Origin of the sequence: Marinomonas sp. FW-1, from assembly GCF_005222245.1 — a bacterium.
Taxonomy (GTDB): Bacteria; Pseudomonadota; Gammaproteobacteria; order Pseudomonadales; family Marinomonadaceae; genus Marinomonas; species Marinomonas alcarazii.
Window position 1 is genome coordinate 971,952 of record NZ_CP025987.1, and the last position, 24,368, is coordinate 996,319.

Sequence of the window (24,368 nt, forward strand, 5' to 3'; positions counted from 1 at the left end):
TGAAGGAAGTCCTTGTTTGCAGGATTGGCAGAGTGTGGTTTTGGCTTTTGTGTGACAAATATAGCAAAGGTTTAAAAATAACCTGCTGTAAACCTCTGTTATTTTTGTGGTTGACAGTTTCTTCCAGTCCATTAGTATTGCTCCATAAATTTCTATGGATCGAGGATACTATGTCTTTAAGTACGTCTACAAATACTGTGAGCGGGCCGCGTTATGACTGGACGCATGCGGAAATAAAAGCTCTGTTTGATTTGCCTTTTATGGATTTGATGTTTCGTGCTCAGACAGTCCATAGAGAAAATTTTGCCCCTAATGAAGTGCAGGTCAGTACACTCTTGTCTATCAAGACGGGAGCTTGTCCTGAAGACTGCAAATATTGCCCGCAAAGTGGTCACTACAATACAGAACTTGAAAAAGAAAAATTAATGGAAGTTCAGAAGGTGCTTGAAGAAGCAGCCTTGGCAAAAGAAAAAGGCGCTAGCCGTTTTTGTATGGGCGCCGCATGGAAGCACCCTTCCGAGAAAGATTTTCCCTATGTACTAGAAATGATTAAAGGTGTTAAGTCTTTAGGTTTAGAGTCTTGTGTCACTCTTGGGACGCTAAACGATGAGCAAGCGCAGCGCTTGTCCGATGCAGGCTTGGATTACTATAACCATAACCTAGACACCTCCGCTGAGTTTTACGACAGTATCATCACCACGCGTACTTATCAGGACCGTTTAGATACACTGTCTCGTGTGCGCGATTCGGGTATTAAACTGTGCTGTGGCGGCATTATGGGGATGGGAGAAGAGCAGAAGGATCGCGTTGGTTTGCTGCGTCAATTGTCTTTAATGACACCGCATCCAGAGAGTGTGCCGATTAATATGTTGGTGAAAGTAGAGGGGACGCCGCTAGAAAATGTTGAGGACCTGGATACTTTTGAATTTATTCGCACTATTGCTGTGGCGCGTATTTTAATGCCGAAATCTCATGTTCGTTTGTCTGCGGGTCGACAAGGCATGAATGAACAAACTCAAGCTTTGTGTTTTATGGCGGGTGCTAATTCTATTTTTTACGGTGAAAAACTGTTAACGACTGGCAATCCAGAGGCAGATAAAGACATGGCGTTGTTTGCTAACTTGGGGATTAATCCTGAAAAGCGTGAAGAGCATTCGGATGAAGCGGTGGCTGAAGCCATTGCAGCGCAAGCTGTAAAGCAAGAAGAGTCTAAGTTGTTTTATGAAGCTAGCGTCTGATACGCCGGATTGGGTGTTGGCGGCGCTTGAAGAGCGCCGCCAAAGGGACTTGATGCGCCGAACAATAACGCTAGATAGCCCTCAAACGCCACACACACAAATCCACTCTCAGCAATATACTGCATTTTGCTCAAATGATTATTTGGGGCTGGCCAATCACCCTAAGTTGATTAAGGCGATGTCAGATACAGCGAGTGTTTATGGCGTTGGTGGTGGTTCATCTCATTTGGTGTGTGGGCATTTATCACCTCATCAGGCGCTTGAAGAGGCTTTGGCAGACTGGTTGGGGTATGAACGGGTACTGCTGTTCAGTACTGGCTATATGGCGAATCTGGGAGTGATTTCGGCTCTTGCGGATAAACAACGTCCAGTTGTGCAGGATAAGTTAAATCATGCTTCTTTGATTGATGGCGCTTTGTTGGCACAAGCGCCTTTGCGGCGTTATTTGCATAGCAATGTGGCGAGTGCTCAGAAGTTACTTGCTAAATCTTCTGCTCCAGGTCTGTTGGTGACGGATGGGGTGTTTAGCATGGATGGTGACATTGCGCCTTTGGCTGAATTATCTCAGTTGGCAAACCAGTACGGCTGGATGTTCATGGTTGATGATGCTCATGGTTTGGGTTGTCTTGGTGAAAGTGGCAGAGGGTGTTTGTCTTTAGAAGGGATGGATGCTAAGCGTTTGCCTATTTTAGTTGGTACTTTTGGTAAGGCGTTTGGCACAGCCGGAGCCTTTGTTGCCACGTCACACGATTATGCTGAGTATCTTACGCAGTTTGCTCGTCCTTATGTTTATACCACCTCTATGTCGCCAGCGATTGCTGGAGCCACTTTGGCTTCGTTGCAGCTTATCCAATCCGCAGAAGGTCAGGAAAAGCGAGAAAAACTGGCTCGACATATTGCTTACTTTCGTCAAAGAGTTCACTCCCTTCCGGTTGAGCTAATGCCATCAAATACGGCTATTCAGCCTATTGTTATTGGTGATAGTAAGGCTGCGATGGCAGTTAGTGAACATTTAAGAACGCTTGGAATATGGTGTACTGCGATTCGTCCACCAACAGTGCCTGTTGGTAGTGCGCGTTTAAGAATTACCCTAAGTGCTGCCCACTCTGAGGAAGATTTAGTGTTATTATGCGACTCACTCGAGAAAGTTTTAACAGTGACATCTTTAAACGCAAAGTAATAGAGGGGCAGCATGCGAGTACGTATTGAAACAGAATCTTTTGGAAGCGCGTCGAATCAGGCTATTTTTATGGTCTCAGGTTGGGCTATGCCAAAAGAGGTGATGCGTTCTTTTGCTTTGCGCCTCAGTGAGCGGTTTTATGTGGTGGTGGCGAACTTACCTAGTATATCTCTTGATGAGCAATGGATTTCTCGCTCACGAATTGGGCCGAATTACGATATCGATGCCTTATCTGAGCAGCTTATAGAGGCGGCGCCCGATGAAGCTTGGTGGATTGGTTGGTCTTTAGGTGGCATGGTATCGACCTATGTAGCGGCTCGTCGCTCCAGTTGTGTGTTGGGGTTAATTACCTTGTCGGCTTCGCCTAGTTTTATTAAGCGTGACGGTTGGGATAACGCAATGTCTGTTGAAGACTTTGACGCCTTTGCAAGTTTGGTCGCGCAAACACCAGAAGAAGGGCTTAAACGCTTTGTTATATTGCAGACCAAAGGTGCTGAGAACGAGCGGGCTTTGATTAAACAGTTACAGGCTTGGTTGCCACTAAAAACACTAAATCGCCCGGCTTTGATCGGCGGCCTTAGGTTGCTGAGATCGTTGGATGTGCGCCGTGAATTGTCCTTGTTGGATCTCCCAAATTTACATCTATTTGGAGGCAAGGATGCATTGGTTTCTAGTCAATCTTTAGATCAGCAAATTGTTGCAAACCCTTTGCGACAATGTGTTGTCTTGTCCAACTGTGCGCATCAGCCTTTTTTAGAAGATGAAGAGGCTTGCGTGCGTCATATAGAAAACTTTATCGATGCTAATAACCCCTGAAATATCAACGCTTAGCTATAAAAAACAATTGGCTAAGCGTTTTGACCGCGCTTCTTTGTCTTATGATGCCTATGCCGATTTTCAAAAAATTGTTTTAGAGCGGCTGGTTGCTATGCTGCCCGTAGAGGATGCGGAGGTTGTGCTTGATCTAGGTTCGGGAACAGGTCAGGCATTAGTCGCCTTGTCTGAGCAATTAACGCCAGCGTGTATGATCGCCCTTGATTTGTCGCCACAAATGTTGGCGGTTGCGAGTAAGCGCTTCCCTGAGCTAAAAAATGTTCATTTTGTTTGTGCTGATGCAGAACAATTACCTATCCAAGATGTTTCCTGTGATTTGGTTTTTTCTAGTTTGGCAATCCAGTGGTGCCTTAATCCTTTGGGGCTATTTAAAGAACTGTATCGAGTCACTAAACCTGGCGGCTATGTTGTTTTTTCAACTCTGTCTAAAGGTTCTATGCCAGAAATTAGTCAAGCTTGGCGTGGTCTAGATGACGCCGAGCATGTGCATCAGTACATGTCGCCAGAGGCACTGATGGATTGTATTAAAGAGTCTGGTTTGAACCTTTTTTCTTTTTTGTTATCTGATATTCCTATGTGGTTCGTTACACCAGAAGACGCTATTTATTCGCTGAAAAAGGTAGGGGCAAGTCTCATTGCTTCCGAGGGTGAAAAGCCAATATCGCCAAGTAAGTGGAAAGCGTTTCTAAATGAATATGAAAAACAAAGGGTTGAATTGGGTATACCGCTAAGTTATCAAGTTTCGTTTGTTGTGGTTCAACGACCTTTTAGTATTCAGGAGTAATGGGTGAAGAAGCGTTTTTTTGTTACGGGTATCGATACGGATGCTGGTAAAACTCATGTCACAGTAGGTCTGTTAAAAGCGGCTAAGCGTGCAGGCTTGAAATCGATCGGGTTAAAACCTATTGCAGCGGGCGCTGATCGTGTTGATGGCAATCTACGTAATGATGATGGCTTGCTCATACAGCAGGCCAGTAGTGTTAAATTGGCTTATGAACAAGTGAACCCTGTGGTTCTTGAAGAGGCTATAGCTCCTCATATTGCGGCAATGAAGGAAGGGCGTCTTGTCACAGCTTCGCGTTTGGAGGGTTACATAAAAGGTGCCTTGCTAACGCCTCATGAATTTGCGCTAGTTGAAGGCGCTGGTGGTTGGAGAGTGCCATTAAATGATAGAGAGATGTTATCTGATGTGGCTAAAGCCTTAGGTTTTCCGGTTATTCTGGTTGTTAACATGAAACTAGGCTGCTTGAATCATGCGCTATTGACTGCTGAAGCTATTTTGCGAGATGGCCTTACTTTGGCAGGGTGGGTAGCAAACACTGGGCCGGAGACAATGCCTTTTTATGATGAAAATGTCGCAACATTATCTGCAATGTTGCCCGCTCCCTTGTTAGGTGCCTTGCCTTGGGGAGTGGAAAGTGAAGAGGTTGCCAAGGTGTTTGATGAGTTGCTTTCGGCTTTATAATAGCGAATTGATGTTATTAGCTGGCGTGAAGCGCTTGAAAGTGAGTAAAATCAACGCATTATAATGGTAGTGACTGTATATTTTGATTGAGGTGATGGTGTGAAGGCTTGGTTGTGTGGATTGGACGATGAAGAAACGTCGAGCGTGTCCAGCATTCTGACCTTTATCGGAATTGACTATAGCACGTCTTTGAATTCGCTTTCTTTGCCCGATTTTGTTGTGCTGGGAAAAGCGGTCGATTCTTTTGAGCTTGATGAAATGGTGCCATTGATCTCACTCAGCCCGAGAGAGAAGAGCGCGGATGACTTTAATGTTTGGTTTTGCCCTTTGCCTTGGCGCTCCCAGTCACTGTCTCTTGTTTTAAAAGAAATTAAGCAGCTGCATACTTTTCCCCAAGCCTCTGGCGTGAATTTAAATTTGCATGTTCGTCATCTCGAAGCACTTCTCATTCGCCAAGCTTTAGTGTCTACTCAAGGTGTTGTGTCTAAAGCAGCGCAAAATTTGCAAATACAGCGCACCACACTGATTGAAAAAATGCGTCGCTATAATATTGATAAATCGGAGTTTTAGTGACAAAAGATGAAGAAATTGCGGAGTTAAAAGCCGCGTTTAAAGCCTTCTCTGAATCTTCTGATGTATTGGCAAAGTCATATGTGGACCTTCAGCATGAAGTGGCTCGATTATATGACCAATTAGAGAAACTTGAAGAGGATAAGCGTCAAGAACAAGATAAAAACCGTGTGCTGGTGTTGCAGTTTCAACAGTTGTTTGAGTCTATGCCAGTCGGGGTTTTATTGCTCAACGAAGAGGGTGTGGTTGTAATGGCCAACCCTGTTGCCGATCGCTTATTCAACCTGCCTTTGGTTGGTCAGTCATGGGGCAGTATTGTTCCGCTTAGCTTTCGCCCCCAAAAAGACGACGGCCACGATGTTAGTATGGTTTCTGGGCGAAGAGTCCGCGTAGAGACCGCGTCTTTAGGTAATGTGCCTGGGCAGCTGGTTATTTTGGTTGATTTAACTGAAGCGTATTTGCTGCAAAAAAAGCTTAGTCATCATGAGCGACTGTCTAACATGGGGAAAATGGTGGCGGCTTTAGCCCACCAGATTCGAACCCCTCTTTCGTCAGCTACTTTGTATGCTGGGCATCTACAGAAACCAGACCTTGCCCCCGTTATGCGACAGACATTCGCGAACAAGTTAGTCGATAGGTTAGGTAATATCGAAAAGCAAATTCGTGACATGTTGATTTTTTCCCGTAGTGAGATAAAACTAGATGAAACAATCAGTGTGACGGCTTTTATAAAAGAGCTTACAGCGCAAAGCCAAGAAATTTGCGACCAAAGAAATATGAAGTTTGAAGTTGCAGGGGCTGAATTTTTAGCGACGGATTGTATTCAGTGTAATAAAGAAACATTATTAGGAGCATTACTAAACCTTGTAAATAATGCGGTAGATGCGCAGTCGGAAGGAGGTTTAGTACAATTACATTGGCGTAATAGTCATGGGTTTGTAACGCTTATGTTTAAAGACAGTGGCGTTGGCATGTCTAAAGCGCAGTTGGAACACGTTCAGGAAGGTTTTGTAACGACAAAACAACATGGCACAGGATTGGGTTTGATGGTGGTGAAGGCCATTGCTCGAGCCCATCATGGGCAATTTGAAATAGACAGTATAGAAGGCACTGGAACGACCGCCAGTTTTACGTTGCCTCTAGTAAGGGTATGAAATGTCTGATGTTAAGTTATTGATTGTAGAGGACGACAAAGGGCTTGCTGAAGCGCTAGAAGATACGCTGATGTTGGCAAGTTATCAGTGCAAAATAGTCTACAGCGCTGAAGAGGCGATAATCGCACTCAAACATGCTCCATTTGATATGGTGGTTTCTGATGTTAACCTTCCTGGAATGGATGGTTACGGGTTACTTCATCATGTTATAGATACTTACCCTGAATTGCCTATTATGTTGATGACCGCATATGGTGATATTGCGCATGCTGTAGAGGCTATGCGTGATGGTGCGGTTGACTATTTGCTAAAACCATTCCAAGAAGAAGAGCTGCTTAATGCCATTGCAAAATACACTGTAAAAGCAGCACCTTCTGTCAATCTTCAACCTATCGCCAAAGACCCAGCGAGTATTGCTCTGCTTGAGTTAGCAAAGCGTGTTGCGGTAACCGACTCGACGGTGTTGATTTGTGGCGAAAGTGGTACAGGTAAAGAAGTACTTGCCCACTATATTCATCAAAACTCAAGCCGACCCAATGCGCCTTTTGTGGCAATTAACTGTGCGGCCATTCCTGAAAACATGCTGGAAGCCATATTATTTGGGTATGAAAAAGGTGCATATACTGGAGCGGTGTCATCTCAAGCCGGTAAATTTGAGCAAGCCAATGGCGGTACTCTATTGCTGGATGAAATAACTGAGATGGATGTCGGTTTGCAGGCGAAATTATTACGTGTTCTGCAAGAGCAAGAAGTAGAGCGCCTTGGTGGTAAAAAGTCGATTCCCTTGGATGTTCGTATCATTGCTACGACAAACCGAGATCTTGCTGATTATGTGCGAGAAGGTGGCTTTCGAGAAGATTTATACTATCGCTTGAATGTCTTTCCGTTGCGCTGGCAGCCCATTCGCGAGCGTAAAGGGGATATTTTGCCTATTGCTCAGCATTTGTTGGCGAAGCATGCTGCGAAAATGCGCATTGCTGGCGCCACATTAAAACCGTCAGCACAGAGTAAATTGGAATCTCACCCTTGGCCGGGGAATGTCCGCGAGCTGGATAATGTGATTCAGCGTGCTCTTATATTAAGTCCAAATGCGCAAATTAATGAAGATCACATTGCCTTTGATATGATGAGCTTAACGCCAGCGGCGACAGAAGCGGTTGTGGATGAAGACAGTGCGGCTTCCATTTTGGGTAAAGGTGTTCAGCAGCATGAATTCCGAATTATTGCTCAAGCTCTTATAGATGCAAATGGTAAGCGTAAAGTGGTCGCAGATAAATTGGGGATTAGTCCAAGAACGCTGCGCTACAAAATTGCTAAAATGCGTGAAAGTGGCATAGATGTAGATTGATTTTTGTATCTTGTTTTAATTAGCTTTATGCTAAGCTGTACAAATGTGATTTTTTAGGTGAAAAAACATGATTACTGGTCGACCAGACATTAATCAGGTGTTATCTCAAATGAGAGAAATGCAGTCGCAAGTTCAAGCGCCTAGCTCCTCTGTGTCTAATATCCCCAAAATAGGTGGTGAAGGCGACAGTGGTCAGGCTGTTGAACGAGCAGATTTTGCAGAAATGCTAAAAAATGCGGTCAATAACGTGAATACTTTGCAAAAAGAATCGACTCAGTTAGCCCAATCCTACGAGCGCGGTGATGAAGGGGTTGATTTGCCTCAAGTCATGATAGGTCTGCAAAAGTCGAGTGTGTCATTTGAAGCAATGACTCAGGTGCGTAATAAACTTGTAGACGCGTATGAAAAAATCATGAATATGCCAATTTAGGCATAATAAACCGCTTGGCGCTTTTTAATGGATAATATCCCTGCAGAACAATCGGAGCAAAAGCTCTATCTAGAGTTGGTTACCGGCTTTAATAAGTTAACGGTGATACGTCAGCTTGCCTTAATGGTTGGTTTAGCTGCCTCTATCGCTATAGGATTAGCCGCTGTCTTATGGAGTAACGGCCCAGACTACAAACCTGTATTAAGTAGCATTACCGATTACAATGCAGATCAAATCGTTGAAATTCTTAGTGTTAATAATATTCCTTTCAAATTAGACCAAAATACCGGTGCGTTGCTTGTTGAATCTGATTTTTATCATCAGGCTCGTCTCAAGTTAGCGGGGTCCGGTATTGTTTCCGACAACATTGTTGGTATGGAAATAATGGATCAAGAGCAAGGGCTTGGCACATCTCAATTTGTAGAAACGACTCGATATCGCCGTGGTTTAGAAGGTGAGTTAAGCCGAACCATATCAAGTTTACAAAGTATTAAAAGTGCTAGGGTGCATTTGGCAATACCGAAAGAGTCTGTATTTGTTCGCGATACACGAAAACCTTCAGCATCGGTATTCTTAGAGCTGTATCCTGGAAGACGTTTGGACAGAAGCCAAGTTGAGGCGATTGTTAACTTAGTGGCTTCTAGTATTTCCCAGTTAAGTGATAAAGATGTCACTGTTGTAGACCAGCGCGGCACTTTATTAACTGAGAAAGACTCTGATTCTGAGCTTTCTGTTGCTGGAAAGCAGTTTGATTACGCTCGTAAAGTAGAAGATGTATTGCTGCAACGAGTGAATAATATTCTTGGGCCTGTTGTGGGTCAGGGACGTTTTAAAGCAGAAGTGTCTGCGGACGTTGACTTTACCGCGGTTGAAAAAACAGACGAACAATATAACCCAGATTTGCTGGCGCTAAGAAGCGAGCAAACATTACGAGAAAATCGAAGCGCAGGCGCCAATGCTGGCGGTATTCCAGGGGCTTTGACCAACCAGCCTCCAGGTGCGGTGACAGCGCCTGAAGCGGTTGATGAAAATGGCGCGCCAATAGGTGGCGCTTCCACCGGTGTAAACGGGCAATCGCGTGAAGAAACAACACGAAACTTTGAGTTAGACCGAACTATTAGCTATACCAAGCGCCAGCAGGGTATGGTTAGGCGTTTGTCAGTTGCGGTAGTGGTGGATGATTTGGTGAGTTTAAATCCAGATACTTCTGCAATTGTAAGGACGCCATGGAATGACGACGAACTTGGTCGATTAACGCTCTTAGTGCGTGATGCGGTCGGCTATGATCCTTCTCGTGGCGACAGTGTGAGTGTTATTAACTCTCCATTTGCTTTGCCAGACCCAGAAGAGCCGGCGGTTGAAGTGCCTTTCTATCAGCAAGCTTGGTTCTTGAATCTTATTCAGCCAACCTTGGTTGGTATCTTTGTGTTAATACTATTGCTTGTCGTGGTTCGACCAATTCTTAAAACACTCAGCGATCAGAATAAGATTGCCGTGACAGAAGACACCGAAGCAGCTATTTTTTCTGATGAGACAGACGAAATATCGGACGATCAGGTTTCCTTAGTAAGTGCAGAAGATATATTAGTTCCTGGATCACCAGAGAAAATTGACCGACAACTTAACGCTATTCGTGGATTAATTGCCGAAGAGCCAGAGCGCGTCGCTCAAGTCGTTAAACAATGGGTAATGGAAAGCAAATGAGTGATACTGGCCAAGGTGCAGATTTAAGTTCAGTTCAAAAGGCAGCCGTGCTACTTATGTCGCTGGGTGAGTCTGATGCTGCCCAAATATTGAAGCATATGGGGCCTAAAGAGGTTCAACGTATTGGCCAGACTATGGCTCAGTTATCCAATATTCAACGACATCAAGTTGAGAAAGTATTGGATGATTTCTTGGTATTAGTTGGAGACCAAACTGGTTTAGGGCTTGGTGCCGATGGTTACATTCGTAACATGCTAAGAGAAGCCCTAGGTGAAGAAAAAGCCGGCAGCTTGATCGATCGGATTCTATTAGGCGGGAATACAACCGGTCTTGATACGCTTAAATGGATGGAGTCTCGCGCTGTTGCAGATGTTATTCGTTATGAGCACCCGCAGATTCAAGCCATCGTTATTTCGTACCTAGATCCAGATCAGGCCGCTGATATCCTTGCGAATTTTGATGAACGAGTACGTTTGGATATCGTGTTGCGTGTGGCCGCCTTAGAAACGGTTCAGCCAGCGGCATTGCAAGAGTTAAACAATATCCTTGAGCGTCAGTTCTCTGGTAATAACTCAACCCAGTCTACAACTATTGGCGGTGTTCGTACGGCAGCCAATATCATGAACTTTATCGACAGCTCTGTAGAGTCTGAATTAATGGAATCTATTCGTGATGTTGATGAAGATCTTGCTAATACAATTCAGGATTTGATGTTTGTATTTGATAACCTTATGGATGTGGATGATCGCGGCATTCAGGTTATTCTTCGTGAAGTTGAATCTGAAACCTTGATTCTTGCCTTGAAAGGCGCAGATCCCGATATGCAGGACAAAATTTTCAAAAACATGTCTTCACGTGCTGCCGATATGCTTAAAGATGATTTGGAAGCGAAAGGCCCTGTGCGTGTAAGTGAAGTGGAAGTCGCACAAAAAGAAATATTGGCAGTTGCCAGACGCCTTGCTGATAACGGAGAAATCGTTCTCGGTGGCGGCGGTGAGCAGATGGTTTAGTTAGAGCATGTCAGATCAAAAGCAGGAAAAAAACGAACGTAAGTTAACAGCTTACGAGCGTTGGGAACTTCCTCACCTAGAAAATAATAATCCGGTGACCAATTCTGGTCCAGCGATGTTGATTCAAAAGAATACAGTTGTCACCAGTGAAGAGGTCGATGAAGACTCTTTGGTGTATGAGCCGCTAACCGCTTCTCAATTAGAAGAAATTCGTTCGGCCGCCTATGAAGAAGGTTTCATTCAGGGTGAAGAGGAAGGCCATAAAAAAGGTCATGCCGATGGTTTTTCTAAAGGCGAAGTGGATGGCTTTGAGAAAGGCCATGAAGAAGGTCGTTTAATTGGCCTAGAAGAAGGCAAAGAGCAAGCTCGTGAACAGGCGAAACTACAATTTGAAGCGCTTGAGGCTTTATTGAGTAAGGCTGTGCAAGAATTGACGCATCCATTGGAAGAGAGCCGAGAAGCAGTAGAAACGCTTTTGTATCAGTCAATGACGCGTATTATCGAAAATGTTTGTCTTTCTACAATGTCTCAAGATGGCCATAGTGTGCTTAAAAAGCAGCTTTCAAGAGTATTTGATGAAATTGGTGAATACGAAGGTCGTGTGAAACTTCGACTTCACCCTGATGATGTGTCTATTTTAGAGGAGTTGGGGGTTAAAGATAGACTAACCATTCAGCTTGAAACGGATGAATCGCTTATCAGCGGTGGTTTTGTTCTTGATTCTAAATCCTTTCATGTCGATGGGCGCGTCGAGCAACGACTTGACGCTGTATGTGATGAACTTCGTAATCTATCCTTTGCTGAGCAGGATTAACTGCTGTGTCTACGCTTAAAGAGCGATTTAACAAACTAAGTCATGTCTCATTAACAAGGTTGCCTCCTCAAATAGAAGGCAAAGTGACCCGCATGGTTGGTTTGACCATGGAGGCGGTTGGCTGTGTCGTGGCGTTGGGAGATCGCTGTTCGGTACAAGTCAGAAAAGATCGCTGGGTGGAATCCGAGGTGGTTGGGTTTACTGGTGATTTAACTTATTTAATGCCAACAGAAGCAATAGAAGGGATTTCTCCTGGTGCTCGGGTGCGCCCTTTACTTGGTGATAGCCTGATGCCTGTGGGGGACGAGTTGCTCGGCCGTGTTGTGAATGGCTTAGGCAAGCCTTTGGATGGTAAAGGCAAAATCAAAACTAAGGATTCTGTTAGCCTGCACGGTGATGTGATTAACCCGTTGCAAAGGAAGCCTATACACGAGCCATTGGACGTCGGAATTAAGGCGATCAATAGCCTGTTAACGGTTGGTAAAGGACAGCGTTTAGGGCTTTTTGCCGGCAGTGGTGTGGGTAAGAGTATGTTGCTTGGGATGATGACCAAGTATACAGAAGCGGATATTACTGTGGTTGGCTTGATTGGTGAGCGTGGCCGAGAAGTAAAAGAATTTATTGATCAAATACTTGGTGCTGAAGGTCTTGCACGTTCGGTTGTGGTAGCTTCTCCTGCGGATGACTCAGCATTGATGCGATTGCGCGCAGCGATGCTTGCCACTCGCATTGCTGAGTATTATCGTGATCAAGGTAAAAATGTTCTGCTGCTAATGGACTCTTTAACTCGTTATGCTCAAGCACAGCGGGAAATTGCACTGTCAGTTGGAGAGCCCCCAGCAACAAAAGGGTATCCGCCTTCGGTTTTTTCTAAACTTCCACAGTTGGTTGAACGGGCTGGTAATGGCTGCGAAGGCAGTGGCTCAGTAACCGCATTTTATACGGTATTGACTGAGGGGGACGATCAGCAGGATCCTATTGCTGATGCGTCTCGAGCTATTCTAGATGGCCATATTGTGTTGTCTCGACGTTTGGCTGAAGAAGGGCATTATCCGGCTATCGATATAGAGGCTTCTATTTCTCGAGCTATGCCGCATATTGTCAGTGAAGATCATTTATATGGTGCCATGCGAGTTAAGCAGCTGTATTCAAAGTTCCAGCAAAACCAAGACCTTATTTCTGTCGGTGCTTATGCCCGTGGTAGTGATCCGGATTTAGATCAAGCCATCTTGCAAATGCCAGATATCAGGGAGTTTCTACAGCAATCCCTTACTGAAAGCTTCAGCATAGATGAGAGTTTGCAGGCTCTTGTGACGGCAATGACGAAAGCGCAGTAGACGCCAGCTTATAAAAACGTCTACTATTTAGTGAGTTTCAAAGTGGAGTGGGCATGAAAAAATCACAGCGAATGCAGATTCTAGTCGATCTTGCTAAACGCAAAGAGGACTCTGCTGCTCAGCAATTAGCGCGAGATAAAGCGAAAGTGCTTTATGATGAGCAAAAGTTGCAAGAGTTGCGCGAATACGCGGAACAGTATGAATCTGAGCGAAATCTTTTAGGTTTGAGTGCGTATTTAACGACCAACTATCAGCACTTTGTGACGCGAGTTCAGCAAGCGATAGCCCAGCAGGAAGCCGCTATTGGTCGATCTGAGCAGCAAGCTAATATGAGTATGCGTCGCTGGCTGCAAGCTCGTACCAAAACGAAAAGCATGGATTGGCTTAAAGAAAAAAATCACAAAGCAGAGCTGCTTGTGGAGACTAAACAAGAACAACGACAAAGTGATGAATTTGCTATGCGCCGCTTTTTAGATAGTTTGCGATAGCATTCAAATTGTATATTTAGACAGCCACTTGGCTCATTGTTAAGGTGAAATATGGCAGGACTGGATAACGGAGTAACCAATTTGTCTTTGCCTATTGCTCAAATAGAAAGTGCACTGCATGAATATGCCTACTCACCCGCAGATGGCATAGCGCAGCTTCACCAATCATTACTTTCAATTAAAAATCTTTTTAAATCATCTTTTCCTTCCCCTTTGTGCAATCAGCGTTTATTAGACATTTTGTCGGCTGTTGATGTGCTCTTGGCGCAGGGTGCGCCTTATGACAGGGAATATCATCTTGCTTTTTTGTCCGCTACCGATGCGATTATTCAAGTAATTATTGCTAGTCAGATTGATGCAGAACGAGCAAATCAACTGGAAGCTCTGTTGTCGGCTGAAAGGTCTTGTTGGCAAGTGGTTTTATCTTTTTCTGAGCAATCATACGATGAGCCATCCTACAAAAACTTTGAAGCAAGCCTGGATGGAAATACGAATTCGTTGATAAGTATTGATACCTATCTTAAAGGGCTTTCTCGTGTGGGAAAGGTGTCATTTCAGTTAGATTCGTTTAAAAACTCTGTGGTGATGGGGCGATTTTCTCTGGTGAGTGTGCAATCACTGAGTTGGCTTCAGGATCAATTTCTTGACTTGCACTGGAAAGTACTCCCCAAAAACAGCAAAGAAACATTGCGAGAGCTCTGTGAGTTGAGTTTTTTACCCTTATTTCAAAATACGGCGATGCCACGCGATTTGCGTTATCGCTTGTTAGATAGGTTTGATGTGCATATTAAGGCTGGGTTCTATAAAGGGTTTAGTGACTGTTTTCGTACTGATGTACCTTTACTGAATTCAGCAAACCGTCTTGTGCCTATGGCTGAACATGTTGTGCCGATTCAGGTGGAGGAAGGTCGTGATTACCTACCTGTTCGTCATGGAGGCTCTGTTTACCTTGCTACTCTTGAAAGTGGCCAGCTATCTTATTTGTCCTGCCTAGGGCGCGATTATCTAGCCTATACTTTGTATGAGATAGAGTCGAGCTTCGGGACTGTTGTGTTCGATCGAGCAGAATGCTTAGGCAAGTTTCTTGTGACTGAAGAAAGCATGCACAAGATGGGTGAGCGCCGGATGTTTTCGATGGAAAATCGACTAGAAGCAGAAGTGGTATTCGACATGCCCTTATTTTCCAAAGTCGATGCTTTTTGTCTGTTGCCCTCTAGTATTCGCGAGGTTTTAGTTGTGCAACAGGGAGGGCGCTATTTTGCGATTCCTTATCTTTTTATCCGTGAAATTGAAGCGGTAGCGTCTCAAATGCCATCACCCCGCTTATGGGTTAAGAATGTTTGGTTGAGTTCGTTTAATGAACCGCTGTTAGAGCCTTGGTTGTTGAATGCTGAGGGCTTACCAGTAATTTCTAGCTGGCAATCGTCTAAGAGAGAAGCTTTACCAACTAAGAACGGTTATTATTCTGGACGCGTTTGTGGCAGGATGTGTTGGGTAGAGGCGAGTTTAGTGATGGCCTTGCTGCCTTATCAATTACCTAAAACGGTTATAAGTAAGGTGGGAAACCGTTTAGAGTTTGGTGCTTTCGTTGTGCATGACGGCCGCTGTTATGACCGTGTGATATCTGAATTACCCTTTGATCTTGGTGGGGCGTTTTCTTCAGATGATCCCGCATTTACCGTTGTTTTAGAATGGATGGGGGCGTCAGTGGTTTTGTCTCTGTCTGGATGTGATTGGAGTTCAGCTGTGCCTGAGGCTGACTATATTCAGGATTTTGTTGCACTAGATAATGCATTTAATAGTCAGCATGAGAATACGAGTTTTTCTTATGCTGATCACGGTGACATTCTTATTACTAAGAAGAATTTCGTATCCTTTGTTGCTGGCGTTTGGCCATCTTTATTATTAGCTTGAAAGTGATTATTGCCTATGAATACACCACATTCACCATTTGGCGCTCCAAGAAAAGAGCTCATTAATAGACTTCAAAAAGGCGTTGCGGCTTTATTGTTTATGCTCTTGCTCGTATTTAGTGGGGTGTATGTTGCCATTAGCATGAGTTTAGAGCAGCAGCGGCAAGAGCAGGCAAAGTTGAATGAGCTGTTAGTGCTGACGCAGAGTGCAAAGGAGCACTGGTTGCAGTGGCTGTTGCTTGGTAAGGGGGATGATGGCGATATCGCTCGTTCAGCCATGGAGACGGATGACTTTTCGCAAACGCTACAAAGAGAGTATGGCTTGATTGAAAGTCGGTTGCCAAATTTTCTGCTTCTAGCGGATGAGAATGTATCTGACTCTTTAATATTGCTGGATGCCATGATTCAGAAAGAACCAGAGCAGAGGTTGTTGACAGAGTCAGAGCGAATGGCGGCTTATTCTTCGTTTGATCAGTTAAAAGCTATTAATGAGAAATTGCAGCAGACTAGAGTCAGTCTTGATTATAAACATCAACTGTTTGCTGATCGTTTAATGATGGGATGCATTGCTGCTTTTATCCTTTTGATGGCCATTTTGCTTATTTTGAGTGTGCGATTTGCCACGCAGCTGCGCACTGGCTTTTCTAGTTTGCAGGCCGTGTTGGATCACTATAAGCATAGTCATGCGCATGTGTTACCACCTCGAAATGTGGTGGATGAGCTAACAGACATTGGCCACATTATTGATAATGAATTGGCATCCCGTGATTTTGATATTCGCCAATCTCAGGAGTCGCTTGAGTTGGTCGAGAAGGCTTTAGGAAAAGTCGATGAGGCCTTTTTTATCACGAATCATGAAGGCGATGTGAGTTGGTTAAGTGCTGGTGCTGGGCACCTTTGGTATAGAAATACCGCCTTGTTTGAGTCTTTGTTTGGCATTGATCCGGGGCTTGATGATCCTATCGGAGAGCGTATAGCGGATTCGATACTCCTTTGCGAGGACAGCGTAGTTTTAAATTTATCAGATGGCATGTACGAGCTAAAAGTAGAGCGCCTTGCTCCTGATAGTGAGGAAGAAGCGTCTCGTTTACAGTGTTTCATTTCTATAAAAGCCAAGTCAGAGATGGCTGAACTTGAAGTGCTACATCATAGCTTGAAGCTTATGTCTCATGATGTTTGGGATGCGCCTATACGTCCATTAAGGGCTTCTTCTCCTTACGCTTCCTTTGCTAAATCTTTAGAGCTTACTCGTCAAAATGTCATTTCGGTGTTTGATGTCCTTAACTCTCTCTCATTACAAACAAAACCGGTAGAAAAAGTTACTAAACTACAACAAATAGCATCCCTAATTGACGAGAAAACCAATCACAATAAAGCATCTGGTAATGATGTTGCGTTAGTCGATGATTCGCTTGGTGATGTGTTTCAAGGTGAACTAAACGATGTTGTTTGGTTGTCTGAGCAAATAAGAGATTCATTGATATTAGGCTACGAATTGGTTTTGCAGCGCTTAGCACTGGTTGAAAAGGATTTGTCTTCAGATGTGTTTTTATTAGGTGATGTAGAGCGATGGCTTAATGAAGTGAGAGCTGGTGTATTAACCAGTCTGGCGGCGACCGAGGGTGAGAGTGAAGGAGTGCGTCACCGTTTCGCTGTTGATTTGCAGCATGACATTAGTAATGTCCAGAAACAGATACAAGAGATGAAATCAATGACGTCATCTACCTTGTCTTTGCTAGAGTCCGATAGAAGTGTCGGGGTCGCTAGGCTTGATAAGGCCAGAGTGTCTGTTAATGAAGTGTTGGAACGGCTCCATAGCATGATAGAGAGAGCCTCCATAAGTATTTCGTCGGTTGCAGATGACGATAATTCTGCTGAAGAATCTAATAGTGAGTGGGAGGCTAAATAAAGCTTTTCACTCATCCTCTAGGAGTAGGCTGTGGTTGAAAGCTTTTTTAATAAAAAATCAGGGTGTTTAACAATCCGAATAGAAGGACGCTTTGATTACAGCTGTCATAAAACGTTTAAAGAAGCTTTTATGAATACTGTGGGTGTGACTTCTTGTGATGTGGATTTATCTCGAGTGACTTATCTTGATAGTTCGGCTTTGGGTATGTTGTTGTTGCTAAGGGACTATACTGGAGGCGATAAAGCGAATATCCGATTGATACACGCAAATGATGCGGCTACTGACATTCTTAAAATTGCTAACTTTCATCGGCTGTTTGTTATTACTGAGTAGTTTTATATGGAACAAGTTTTAACCATATTGATTGCGGACGATAATCCGTCTGATCGCATTTTATTGAAGGCTATTTTAAGCCAACTCGGGCACAAGGTTGTCGTTGCGATTGATGGTCAAGATGCTATTGATAAATTTGACCCTAAAGCTATTCAACTTGTCTGTTTAGATATAAAAATGCCATTAAAAAATGGTTGGGAAACCGCTTCTGAAATCCAACAGATTGCTGGAGATGTGTTTGTTCCTATTGTTTTTCTTTCTGGGATTTCTGATCCTATCGCCTTATCTAAATGCCTACGTATAGGCGGCATTGATTTCATCTCTAAACCTTATAGTCCTGCTCTTATTACGGCGAAATTAAATGCCATAGTGAAGCTGCTTGTTATGCAAAAAACGTTGGAAGAGCAGCGTGATGCAATGAGCTTATACAATGAACAACTGCTGCACGATCAAGAAGTCGCAAAAGTTGTATATGAAAATATAACGCATTCCAATTGTTTGGAAGATCCCGCCCTCTCTACTATTCATTATGGAACCCATACCTTTAATGGGGACGTTATTTTGGCCGCCTATAAGCCAAATGGTGGGATGCATTTATTATTGGGGGATTTTACAGGGCATGGTCTTTCAGCCGCTATCGGCGCCCTTCCATTGGCCGATATCTTTTTTGATTGGACCAAAAAAGGCTTTTTGATGCGTCAAATCATTCCTGAGATTAATGCTCGTCTAAAGGGTATTTTGCCAGCCAATATGTTCTGCAGTGCAGTGTTTATCGATGTTAAAGTGAACAACAATAGTATTGAGGTGTGGAATGGGGGCTTACCAGATTTATTGTTCTTTTCAGAGTCATCAGAACAACCTATTCGTTTCGCGTCTAAAAATTTACCATTGGGTGTGCTTTCGCCCGAGGCTTTTGAGTGTCAAATTGACCCTATGAACTTTGCGCCTGGTGATAGGTTGATGGCCTTTTCAGACGGTGTTTATGAAGCTTTGGGGTTATCTGGTGAGATGTTTTGTCATTCAGTACTCAACCCTCTATATCGAGGGGAAATTGAAGCAGATAAGGCGACAGATTGGTTGGTTGAGCAGCTGAAAAATGAAGGGGTTTTAGAGAATCCTCATGATGATATTTCGTGTTTGAATATTCGTTTAGATACAAATATTGGAATTGATTCTTTGGAACGAGATGTGCCAAAAAGGCACCATGAAGCGCCAGCCAATTTCTCCTTTGAGTATGTTTTATACGCTGACTCGCTTCGCAATACAGATCCACTCCCATACGTTTTGCAAATACTGACGACAGTGCCGGGGTTAAGTAGCTTTTCTAGTCAGATTTTTATGATTCTGTCTGAATTATATTCGAACGCACTGGAACACGGTGTGTTGCAGCTGGATTCAGCGAAGAAAAACTCTAGCGAAGGTTTTTCTCAGTATTACGATGAGCGGGAACGACGTTTAAGTAACTTGGTTGATGGCTACGTAAAGATTTCCATCAAAGTCACTTCTGATAATAATCAGCGTGTGCTTGTTTTGTATGTTGAAGACAGTGGATCCGGGTTTGATTATCAGAAGGTGAATTACGATATATCGAATACAGAATTGCTTTATAACCGAGGCTTAGCATTGCTGGATCAGCTGTGTTCCAAATTAGAATTTTCTAAGGGTGGTAGTGCAGTGACAGCGCATTATCATTGGCAAGTTGGTTTAACTAATTAGGTTGGCCTTTCTATTGCATAGTCCTCTACACTATCGGAGGAAATTATGCGCACAGACTCAAATTCGGTATTGTCTTTATCTTCAAATATACCACCTAAAAAGCCTATTTCGACTAAGGCACCTTCTAAGAGCGGCGATGCTTTTGCGAACGACTTTAATAGAGCAAAAAGTACTCTTGCTTCTGATAAGGCTTCCTCGCGTGGTGATTCTTCTGCATCTACACAGTCGCCAGCAGCTGAAACAAAGACTTCCAGTGCTGACAAAGTAGCGACAACGAAAGAGCCAAAGAATGATTCAACACCAATAGGTGACCGTTCTTCTGATGGGAAGAGTGGCCTTACTGATCAAACTGTCTCCTCCAAAAATAACAACATCAAAGCCGATGGCAGCGGCAAAAAGTTGCAGGGTGAAGGTGAAGTCGCTCCTGCTCAAGGGGCTTCTGGTGCTGTTTCCGCTGATGCAGAAGTGCCTGTTTCAACATTACCGGCTACTAACAGTTTAAATTCAGAGTCTGAACTGGTTAGTCCTGTGAATTCGGATGCTGAGTTGGTTGCTGCAGAAGCTGAGTCCGTAAAAAATTCTGATAGTGGTGAGGTGGTCGCGACTGGCGTGTTGTCTCAAAAGACACCAGACATGAAAAATGAGTCGATTGCTAAGACCGCAAATGCATCTAGTACTGCTACTGTCAGCGGTGAAAACCTTGCTGGAGTAGCGGGGCTAAAGTCCGTTGTGGCTGGTGGCGATGGTTTGACTTCTAAATCTGGTTTGGTTGAATCTTCCGGAGAGGGCGTTGAGACAGACTTGGAGGGTGAAGAAAGCTCTTTGTCTTGGGTTTTATCTCAAATGGCGAATCCTGTTACTAAAGCCGCTTCAGGTTCTGCGACTGGAGAGTCTGGAGTGGATTCGTCTAAAGTTCTTAGTGGCGCAGCAGCTGTCGCTGGAACGGTTGTCAATAAAGAAGCTCGTTCAGGAGCGGTTCCTGCTGCTTTGTTAGGGGCCGGAGCGGCTACTGCATTAGATGGCGATAGCGTTGAGCTTAGTGATGCCTTGCTAACGGATGATGGTGTACTGTTAAACGAGCCGATTGAATTGCGTAAAAAAGAACAGGAGGCCATGATAGGTCGAATGTCAGCGCAAATTGATGGCAATTTTGCTGATGATAATGCAACTGGTGGTTTAAATAGTTCGTTGCACAATAACAATGTAAACCGAGCGGCTGTTGTTGCAGCGAATGCGTCTGCTATGGCGCCTCAAAATAATTTGACCATGAGTGTACCACCTGGTCACCCTGGTTGGGCCAATGAGATGACGCAAAAGGTGGCTTGGATTGCTCGTGATGGAGGTCATACCGCGCACATCCGTTTGGACCCACCAGAGCTTGGAAGTTTAACGGTAAAAGTCTCTGTGGACAGTGATTCGAATACTCAGATTAGTTTTATTGCCGCAACGCCTCAAGCAAGAGATTTGCTAGAAGGCCAGATGGGCCGCTTGAGAGATATGCTGGCTCAGCAAGGAATGGATTTGAGTCGTGCTGATGTGGATGTTTCCCAGCAAGACACTTCTGGCGCGCAAGATAGGGCAGGTGAGCGAGGCAATGGCTCTTCGCAAGGGTTGCTGGCTAGCAATGATGAGCTTGAGGAAGAGTTGGATTCAAGCAATTTATCGTATGTTTCAGCGTCAGGTGTTGATTACTACGCTTAAACTTTCAAGAAATTGATGGTGCTATGTTTGATTCTTTGTAGAATAGGGAATTGTTCATGCATAAGAGCGTGATAAACGTTCTGTAAAAGAATTTGATACACCTAAGGTTTATGAGTATGGCTGAAGAAGACGGTTTGGATATTGGTGAAGAAGCAGGGAAGTCTGGTGGTAAGAAAAAACTTATTATCATTATTGCTCTTCTTCTAGTGTTGGTTGGCGGTGGTGGTGCAGCTGCGTATTTTTTCTTATTTAGTGGCTCTGATGAGTCTACAGAGTCTACTGAGGAAGCATTAGCAAATGAGCCTTCAACTTACTTAGCATTAGATCCCGCTTTCACGGTGGACTTTATGGTCGATGGCAGGCAGCGTTATGTACAGCTTAACATGTCTGTGAAGTCTAAAAATGTCGAACAGATTAATGCCCTAACCCTACACATGCCTTTGATTCGAAACAGTTTGGTGCTGCTTTTTTCAAGCCAATCGTTTGATGAGTTACAAACCGCTGAAGGGAAAATGGCATTAAAAAATGCAGCCCTTGATGCAATCAATGGCATTCTTGAGCAGGAAACTGGTCAAGGGGGAATTGATGCTGTGTTATTTACTAACTTTGTGATGCAATAAAATTATGTCAGCTCAAGATCTGTTATCACAGGATGAAATCGATGCTCTTTTACATGGCGCTGATGAAAAGCCTGCAGAAGAGGATAACCGAGACGCCAATGGCGTTGCGTCGTATGACATCACCAGTCAAGAGCGTATTGTGCGTGGGCGTATGCCCACCTTGGAAATGATTAACGAACGATTTGCTCGTTATACGCGAATTAGTTTGTTTAACATGCTTCGCCGAACTGCCGATGTTTCATCTGGTGGTCTTCAGGTAATGAAGTTTGGTGAATACGTTCATACCCTTTATGTTCCCACTAGTTTGAATTTGGTAAAGTTTCGCCCTTTAAGAAGTACGGCGCTTTTTATTCTTGATGCTAAACTGGTTTTTAAGTTAGTAGACAATTTTTTTGGTGGCGATGGTCGACATGCAAAAATAGAAGGTCGAGAATTTACTCCAACAGAAATTCGAATTGTTCAGTTAATGTTAGAGCAGGTGTTTGTTGACTTAACCGAAGCGTGGGCTCCTGTATTGAAGCTTGAACTAGAGTACATTAGTTCAGAAGTAAACCCTGCAATGGCGAATATCGTTAGTCCTAGCGAAGTTGTGGTGGTATCCACTTTCCATATTGAGCTGGATGGCGGTGGTGGTGAGCTTCATATCACGTTACCTTATTCTATGATCGAGCCCGTAAGAGAGTTGCTGGACGCTGGTGTACAGAGTGACGTTGATGAAAAAGATGACCGTTGGGGCAAATCTCTTGAACAAGATGTTAAAGATATTGATGTTAAGTTGTCGGTAAATGTGGCCAATAGAAAAATATCTTTAGGTGACGTCTTAAAATTTAAAGCGGGTGACATTATTCCGATAGAAATGCCTGAATTTGTAACTGTTCGTGCGAATGGTGTACCTACATTTAAAGGCAAGTTAGGGGTGAGTAACGAACGCTATTCAGTACAAATGGAAGAAAGTTTTAAAACGAAGGTGACTAAATAACATGGCAGAAGAACAAAATCCAGACGCAGCAGGAATGGATGAAGATTTAGCTGATGAATGGGCAGCTGCAATGTCTGAAGCTGGTGAATCAGAAGATAGCGAAGGTATCGAAGACGAATGGGCGGCAGCAATGTCAGAGCAAAAAGTTGAGCCTGTTAAGTTAGAAACACTTTCGAATCCTGCTGTTCCTAGTGGTGGTGTTGGGTCTGATCTTGATCTAATTATGGATATTCCGGTTGTCCTTTCTATGGAATTGGGTAACACGGAAATAGCAATCCGCAATTTGATGCAACTAACACAAGGTTCGGTTGTGGAACTTGATCGTTTTGCTGGTGAGCCTCTCGATGTGTTGGTTAATGGCACATTGATTGCGCATGGCGAAGTGGTGGTAGTTAACGACAAATACGGTATTCGTTTGACCGATGTTGTTAGTCCGAGCGAGCGTATTAGACGACTTAAGTAGTATATATTGAGCTTTTTTTCTTTTGACCGTGTTTCTATCGCCATACTTTGTATGGCGTCTCCGTATTTGTGCGCCGCTGGTGCGCAAGATATGTCTGTGACTTCATCCATTTGGAAAGTTGTTCTTTCTCTTATCTTTGTTATCGCTTTTATACCTGCATGCCTTTGGCTAATGAAACGTTTTCAATTTGCTCAAATGAAGCTTGGGAAATCTGATATCAAAATCATTAGTGCTCAGTCCCTTGGCGCCAAAGAAAAGCTCATGTTGGTTGAAGTGGAGGGTGAGCGCTTGTTAATTGGGGTGACGCCTCAGACTATTAGTCATTTACGAAGCTTTCCACCAAAAGCAACATCATTTGCTTCTGTGATGGAAGAAGTTGATCGAGAAAACACGGCAGCGAAAAAAGATGATGGAGATGCTACATGATGCGTCTTGCTCTGCTTTTGTTGCTGATATTGCCAGGAATGTCTTGGGCTGAAGTTGGCTTGCCCGCGGTGAAAGTGGTCACCAACCCTGATGGCAGTCAAGATTATTCGGTGTCGTTACAAATTCTCTTTATCATGACTGCGCTGACCTTGTTGCCAGCGGCTTTAATGATGATGACAGCGTTTACACGGATTATTGTTGTCTTAGCGATTCTGCGTCAGGCGATTGGTTTGCAGCAAACACCATCGAATCAAATTATGATTGGTATGGCGTTGTTTTTAACGTTATTTATCATGACACCGACATTGGATCGAGTGAATGAGGTTGCTTTACAGCCTTATTTAAATGAGGAGATGACATCGGTTCAAGCCGTTGAGGCTGCGTCCGTTCCTGTGCGGGACTTTATGCTTGCTCAAACTAGAGAAGATGATATTGCTCTTTTTGTTAAGTTAGCGGGTAGAGAGGGGACGATCGAGTCGATGGAAACCTTGCCTTTCACTATCTTGATGCCTGCATTTGTTACCAGTGAATTGAAAACCGCCTTTCAAATTGGTTTTATGATCTTCATTCCCTTTTTGATCGTTGATATGGTGGTGGCCAGTGTCTTGATGGCAATGGGTATGATGATGCTCTCTCCTATCATTATTTCCTTACCATTCAAAATCATGCTTTTTGTGATGGTTGATGGTTGGTCTATGATTATGGGGACTTTGGCGGCGAGTTTCGGGATTTAGCT

Annotated in this window: 24 protein-coding genes; all 24 read left to right on the forward strand. The window is 43.9% G+C overall.

Features of this window, described 5'->3' with window-relative positions:
• Positions 1-170 precede the first annotated feature (170 nt).
• The 24 genes from bioB to fliP all read left to right on the forward strand — a co-directional run bounded on the left by bioB (position 171) and on the right by fliP (position 24,366).
• Positions 171-1,238, forward strand: a complete 1,068-nt coding sequence (gene bioB / locus C1X04_RS04515; RefSeq protein WP_110575488.1) for a biotin synthase BioB — start codon at positions 171-173, stop codon at positions 1,236-1,238.
• The gene (gene bioF / locus C1X04_RS04520; protein WP_137169270.1) at positions 1,222-2,418 is read left to right on the forward strand and encodes an 8-amino-7-oxononanoate synthase; all 1,197 of its coding nucleotides are present in this window, start codon (positions 1,222-1,224) and stop codon (positions 2,416-2,418) included. The genes bioB and bioF overlap by 17 nt, the downstream gene beginning before the upstream one ends.
• 12 nt (positions 2,419-2,430) lie before the next feature.
• A complete protein-coding gene (locus tag C1X04_RS04525) occupies positions 2,431-3,234 on the forward strand; it encodes an alpha/beta fold hydrolase (RefSeq protein ID WP_137169271.1) in 804 nt (267 codons plus the stop codon).
• Positions 3,218-4,036 carry a malonyl-ACP O-methyltransferase BioC gene (gene bioC, locus C1X04_RS04530; protein WP_137169272.1) on the forward strand — a complete coding sequence of 273 codons (819 nt, stop codon included), beginning with the start codon at positions 3,218-3,220 and terminating at the stop codon, positions 4,034-4,036. Before C1X04_RS04525 ends, bioC begins: the two co-directional genes overlap by 17 nt.
• A 3-nt stretch (positions 4,037-4,039) precedes the next feature.
• Positions 4,040-4,717 carry a dethiobiotin synthase gene (gene bioD, locus C1X04_RS04535; RefSeq protein WP_110575496.1) on the forward strand — a complete coding sequence of 226 codons (678 nt, stop codon included), beginning with the start codon at positions 4,040-4,042 and terminating at the stop codon, positions 4,715-4,717.
• A 99-nt stretch (positions 4,718-4,816) separates the two neighbouring features.
• Positions 4,817-5,287 carry a helix-turn-helix domain-containing protein gene (locus tag C1X04_RS04540; RefSeq protein ID WP_110575497.1) on the forward strand — a complete coding sequence of 157 codons (471 nt, stop codon included), beginning with the start codon at positions 4,817-4,819 and terminating at the stop codon, positions 5,285-5,287.
• Entirely contained in the window at positions 5,287-6,441 is a 1,155-nt protein-coding gene (locus tag C1X04_RS04545) for a PAS domain-containing sensor histidine kinase (RefSeq protein WP_110575499.1), read from the forward strand. Before C1X04_RS04540 ends, C1X04_RS04545 begins: the two co-directional genes overlap by 1 nt.
• A gap of 1 nt (position 6,442) precedes the next feature.
• Positions 6,443-7,789: a sigma-54 dependent transcriptional regulator gene (locus C1X04_RS04550; protein ID WP_137169273.1), complete on the forward strand. Its 1,347-nt coding sequence runs from the start codon at positions 6,443-6,445 to the stop codon at positions 7,787-7,789.
• Positions 7,790-7,856: 67 nt separating this feature from the next.
• Positions 7,857-8,219: a flagellar hook-basal body complex protein FliE gene (fliE, locus tag C1X04_RS04555; RefSeq protein WP_110575503.1), complete on the forward strand. Its 363-nt coding sequence runs from the start codon at positions 7,857-7,859 to the stop codon at positions 8,217-8,219.
• Positions 8,220-8,246: 27 nt separating this feature from the next.
• Entirely contained in the window at positions 8,247-9,923 is a 1,677-nt protein-coding gene (gene fliF / locus C1X04_RS04560) for a flagellar basal-body MS-ring/collar protein FliF (protein WP_110575505.1), read from the forward strand.
• A complete protein-coding gene (gene fliG / locus C1X04_RS04565; RefSeq protein ID WP_110575507.1) occupies positions 9,920-10,933 on the forward strand; it encodes a flagellar motor switch protein FliG in 1,014 nt (337 codons plus the stop codon). Before fliF ends, fliG begins: the two co-directional genes overlap by 4 nt.
• Before the next feature lie 7 nt (positions 10,934-10,940).
• Complete coding sequence (locus C1X04_RS04570) at positions 10,941-11,747, forward strand: FliH/SctL family protein (protein ID WP_110575509.1); 807 nt, start codon at positions 10,941-10,943, stop codon at positions 11,745-11,747.
• Between the two features lie 5 nt (positions 11,748-11,752).
• Complete coding sequence (gene fliI / locus C1X04_RS04575; protein WP_110575511.1) at positions 11,753-13,084, forward strand: flagellar protein export ATPase FliI; 1,332 nt, start codon at positions 11,753-11,755, stop codon at positions 13,082-13,084.
• Positions 13,085-13,137: 53 nt separating this feature from the next.
• On the forward strand, positions 13,138-13,572 hold the full coding sequence (fliJ, locus tag C1X04_RS04580; RefSeq protein ID WP_110575513.1) for a flagellar export protein FliJ: 435 nt from the start codon (positions 13,138-13,140) through the stop codon (positions 13,570-13,572).
• Between the two features lie 51 nt (positions 13,573-13,623).
• The gene (locus tag C1X04_RS04585) at positions 13,624-15,486 is read left to right on the forward strand and encodes a hypothetical protein (protein WP_137169274.1); all 1,863 of its coding nucleotides are present in this window, start codon (positions 13,624-13,626) and stop codon (positions 15,484-15,486) included.
• A 15-nt stretch (positions 15,487-15,501) separates the two neighbouring features.
• Positions 15,502-17,394, forward strand: a complete 1,893-nt coding sequence (locus C1X04_RS04590; RefSeq protein WP_137169275.1) for a hypothetical protein — start codon at positions 15,502-15,504, stop codon at positions 17,392-17,394.
• A 30-nt stretch (positions 17,395-17,424) separates the two neighbouring features.
• Positions 17,425-17,727, forward strand: a complete 303-nt coding sequence (locus C1X04_RS04595) for an STAS domain-containing protein (RefSeq protein ID WP_137169276.1) — start codon at positions 17,425-17,427, stop codon at positions 17,725-17,727.
• Positions 17,728-17,733: 6 nt separating this feature from the next.
• The gene (locus tag C1X04_RS04600) at positions 17,734-19,443 is read left to right on the forward strand and encodes a fused response regulator/phosphatase (protein WP_137169277.1); all 1,710 of its coding nucleotides are present in this window, start codon (positions 17,734-17,736) and stop codon (positions 19,441-19,443) included.
• Between the two features lie 45 nt (positions 19,444-19,488).
• Entirely contained in the window at positions 19,489-21,144 is a 1,656-nt protein-coding gene (locus C1X04_RS04605) for a flagellar hook-length control protein FliK (protein ID WP_137169278.1), read from the forward strand.
• Between the two features lie 116 nt (positions 21,145-21,260).
• Positions 21,261-21,764: a flagellar basal body-associated protein FliL gene (locus tag C1X04_RS04610; protein ID WP_137169279.1), complete on the forward strand. Its 504-nt coding sequence runs from the start codon at positions 21,261-21,263 to the stop codon at positions 21,762-21,764.
• 4 nt (positions 21,765-21,768) lie between these two features.
• Positions 21,769-22,743, forward strand: coding sequence for a flagellar motor switch protein FliM (gene fliM, locus C1X04_RS04615; RefSeq protein WP_110575528.1), 975 nt, complete (start codon positions 21,769-21,771; stop codon positions 22,741-22,743).
• A 1-nt stretch (position 22,744) separates the two neighbouring features.
• A complete protein-coding gene (gene fliN / locus C1X04_RS04620; RefSeq protein ID WP_110575529.1) occupies positions 22,745-23,206 on the forward strand; it encodes a flagellar motor switch protein FliN in 462 nt (153 codons plus the stop codon).
• A 6-nt stretch (positions 23,207-23,212) separates the two neighbouring features.
• The gene (gene fliO / locus C1X04_RS04625) at positions 23,213-23,632 is read left to right on the forward strand and encodes a flagellar biosynthetic protein FliO (RefSeq protein ID WP_245927038.1); all 420 of its coding nucleotides are present in this window, start codon (positions 23,213-23,215) and stop codon (positions 23,630-23,632) included.
• Positions 23,629-24,366: a flagellar type III secretion system pore protein FliP gene (gene fliP / locus C1X04_RS04630; RefSeq protein ID WP_137169280.1), complete on the forward strand. Its 738-nt coding sequence runs from the start codon at positions 23,629-23,631 to the stop codon at positions 24,364-24,366. The genes fliO and fliP overlap by 4 nt, the downstream gene beginning before the upstream one ends.
• Positions 24,367-24,368: the final 2 nt, after the last annotated feature.

What these genes read in the sequence shown, in the direction of transcription:
- bioB (WP_110575488.1), top strand. Translation starts at nt 171, where the DNA reads ATGTCTTTAAGTACGTCTACAAATACTGTGAGCGGGCCGCGTTATGAC.
- bioF (WP_137169270.1), top strand. Translation starts at nt 1,222, where the DNA reads ATGAAGCTAGCGTCTGATACGCCGGATTGGGTGTTGGCGGCGCTTGAA.
- C1X04_RS04525 (WP_137169271.1), top strand. Translation starts at nt 2,431, where the DNA reads ATGCGAGTACGTATTGAAACAGAATCTTTTGGAAGCGCGTCGAATCAG.
- bioC (WP_137169272.1), top strand. Translation starts at nt 3,218, where the DNA reads ATGCTAATAACCCCTGAAATATCAACGCTTAGCTATAAAAAACAATTG.
- C1X04_RS04550 (WP_137169273.1), top strand. Translation starts at nt 6,443, where the DNA reads ATGTCTGATGTTAAGTTATTGATTGTAGAGGACGACAAAGGGCTTGCT.
- fliE (WP_110575503.1), top strand. Translation starts at nt 7,857, where the DNA reads ATGATTACTGGTCGACCAGACATTAATCAGGTGTTATCTCAAATGAGA.
- fliF (WP_110575505.1), top strand. Translation starts at nt 8,247, where the DNA reads ATGGATAATATCCCTGCAGAACAATCGGAGCAAAAGCTCTATCTAGAG.
- fliG (WP_110575507.1), top strand. Translation starts at nt 9,920, where the DNA reads ATGAGTGATACTGGCCAAGGTGCAGATTTAAGTTCAGTTCAAAAGGCA.
- C1X04_RS04570 (WP_110575509.1), top strand. Translation starts at nt 10,941, where the DNA reads ATGTCAGATCAAAAGCAGGAAAAAAACGAACGTAAGTTAACAGCTTAC.
- fliJ (WP_110575513.1), top strand. Translation starts at nt 13,138, where the DNA reads ATGAAAAAATCACAGCGAATGCAGATTCTAGTCGATCTTGCTAAACGC.
- C1X04_RS04585 (WP_137169274.1), top strand. Translation starts at nt 13,624, where the DNA reads ATGGCAGGACTGGATAACGGAGTAACCAATTTGTCTTTGCCTATTGCT.
- C1X04_RS04590 (WP_137169275.1), top strand. Translation starts at nt 15,502, where the DNA reads ATGAATACACCACATTCACCATTTGGCGCTCCAAGAAAAGAGCTCATT.
- C1X04_RS04600 (WP_137169277.1), top strand. Translation starts at nt 17,734, where the DNA reads ATGGAACAAGTTTTAACCATATTGATTGCGGACGATAATCCGTCTGAT.
- C1X04_RS04605 (WP_137169278.1), top strand. Translation starts at nt 19,489, where the DNA reads ATGCGCACAGACTCAAATTCGGTATTGTCTTTATCTTCAAATATACCA.
- C1X04_RS04610 (WP_137169279.1), top strand. Translation starts at nt 21,261, where the DNA reads ATGGCTGAAGAAGACGGTTTGGATATTGGTGAAGAAGCAGGGAAGTCT.
- fliM (WP_110575528.1), top strand. Translation starts at nt 21,769, where the DNA reads ATGTCAGCTCAAGATCTGTTATCACAGGATGAAATCGATGCTCTTTTA.
- fliN (WP_110575529.1), top strand. Translation starts at nt 22,745, where the DNA reads ATGGCAGAAGAACAAAATCCAGACGCAGCAGGAATGGATGAAGATTTA.
- fliP (WP_137169280.1), top strand. Translation starts at nt 23,629, where the DNA reads ATGATGCGTCTTGCTCTGCTTTTGTTGCTGATATTGCCAGGAATGTCT.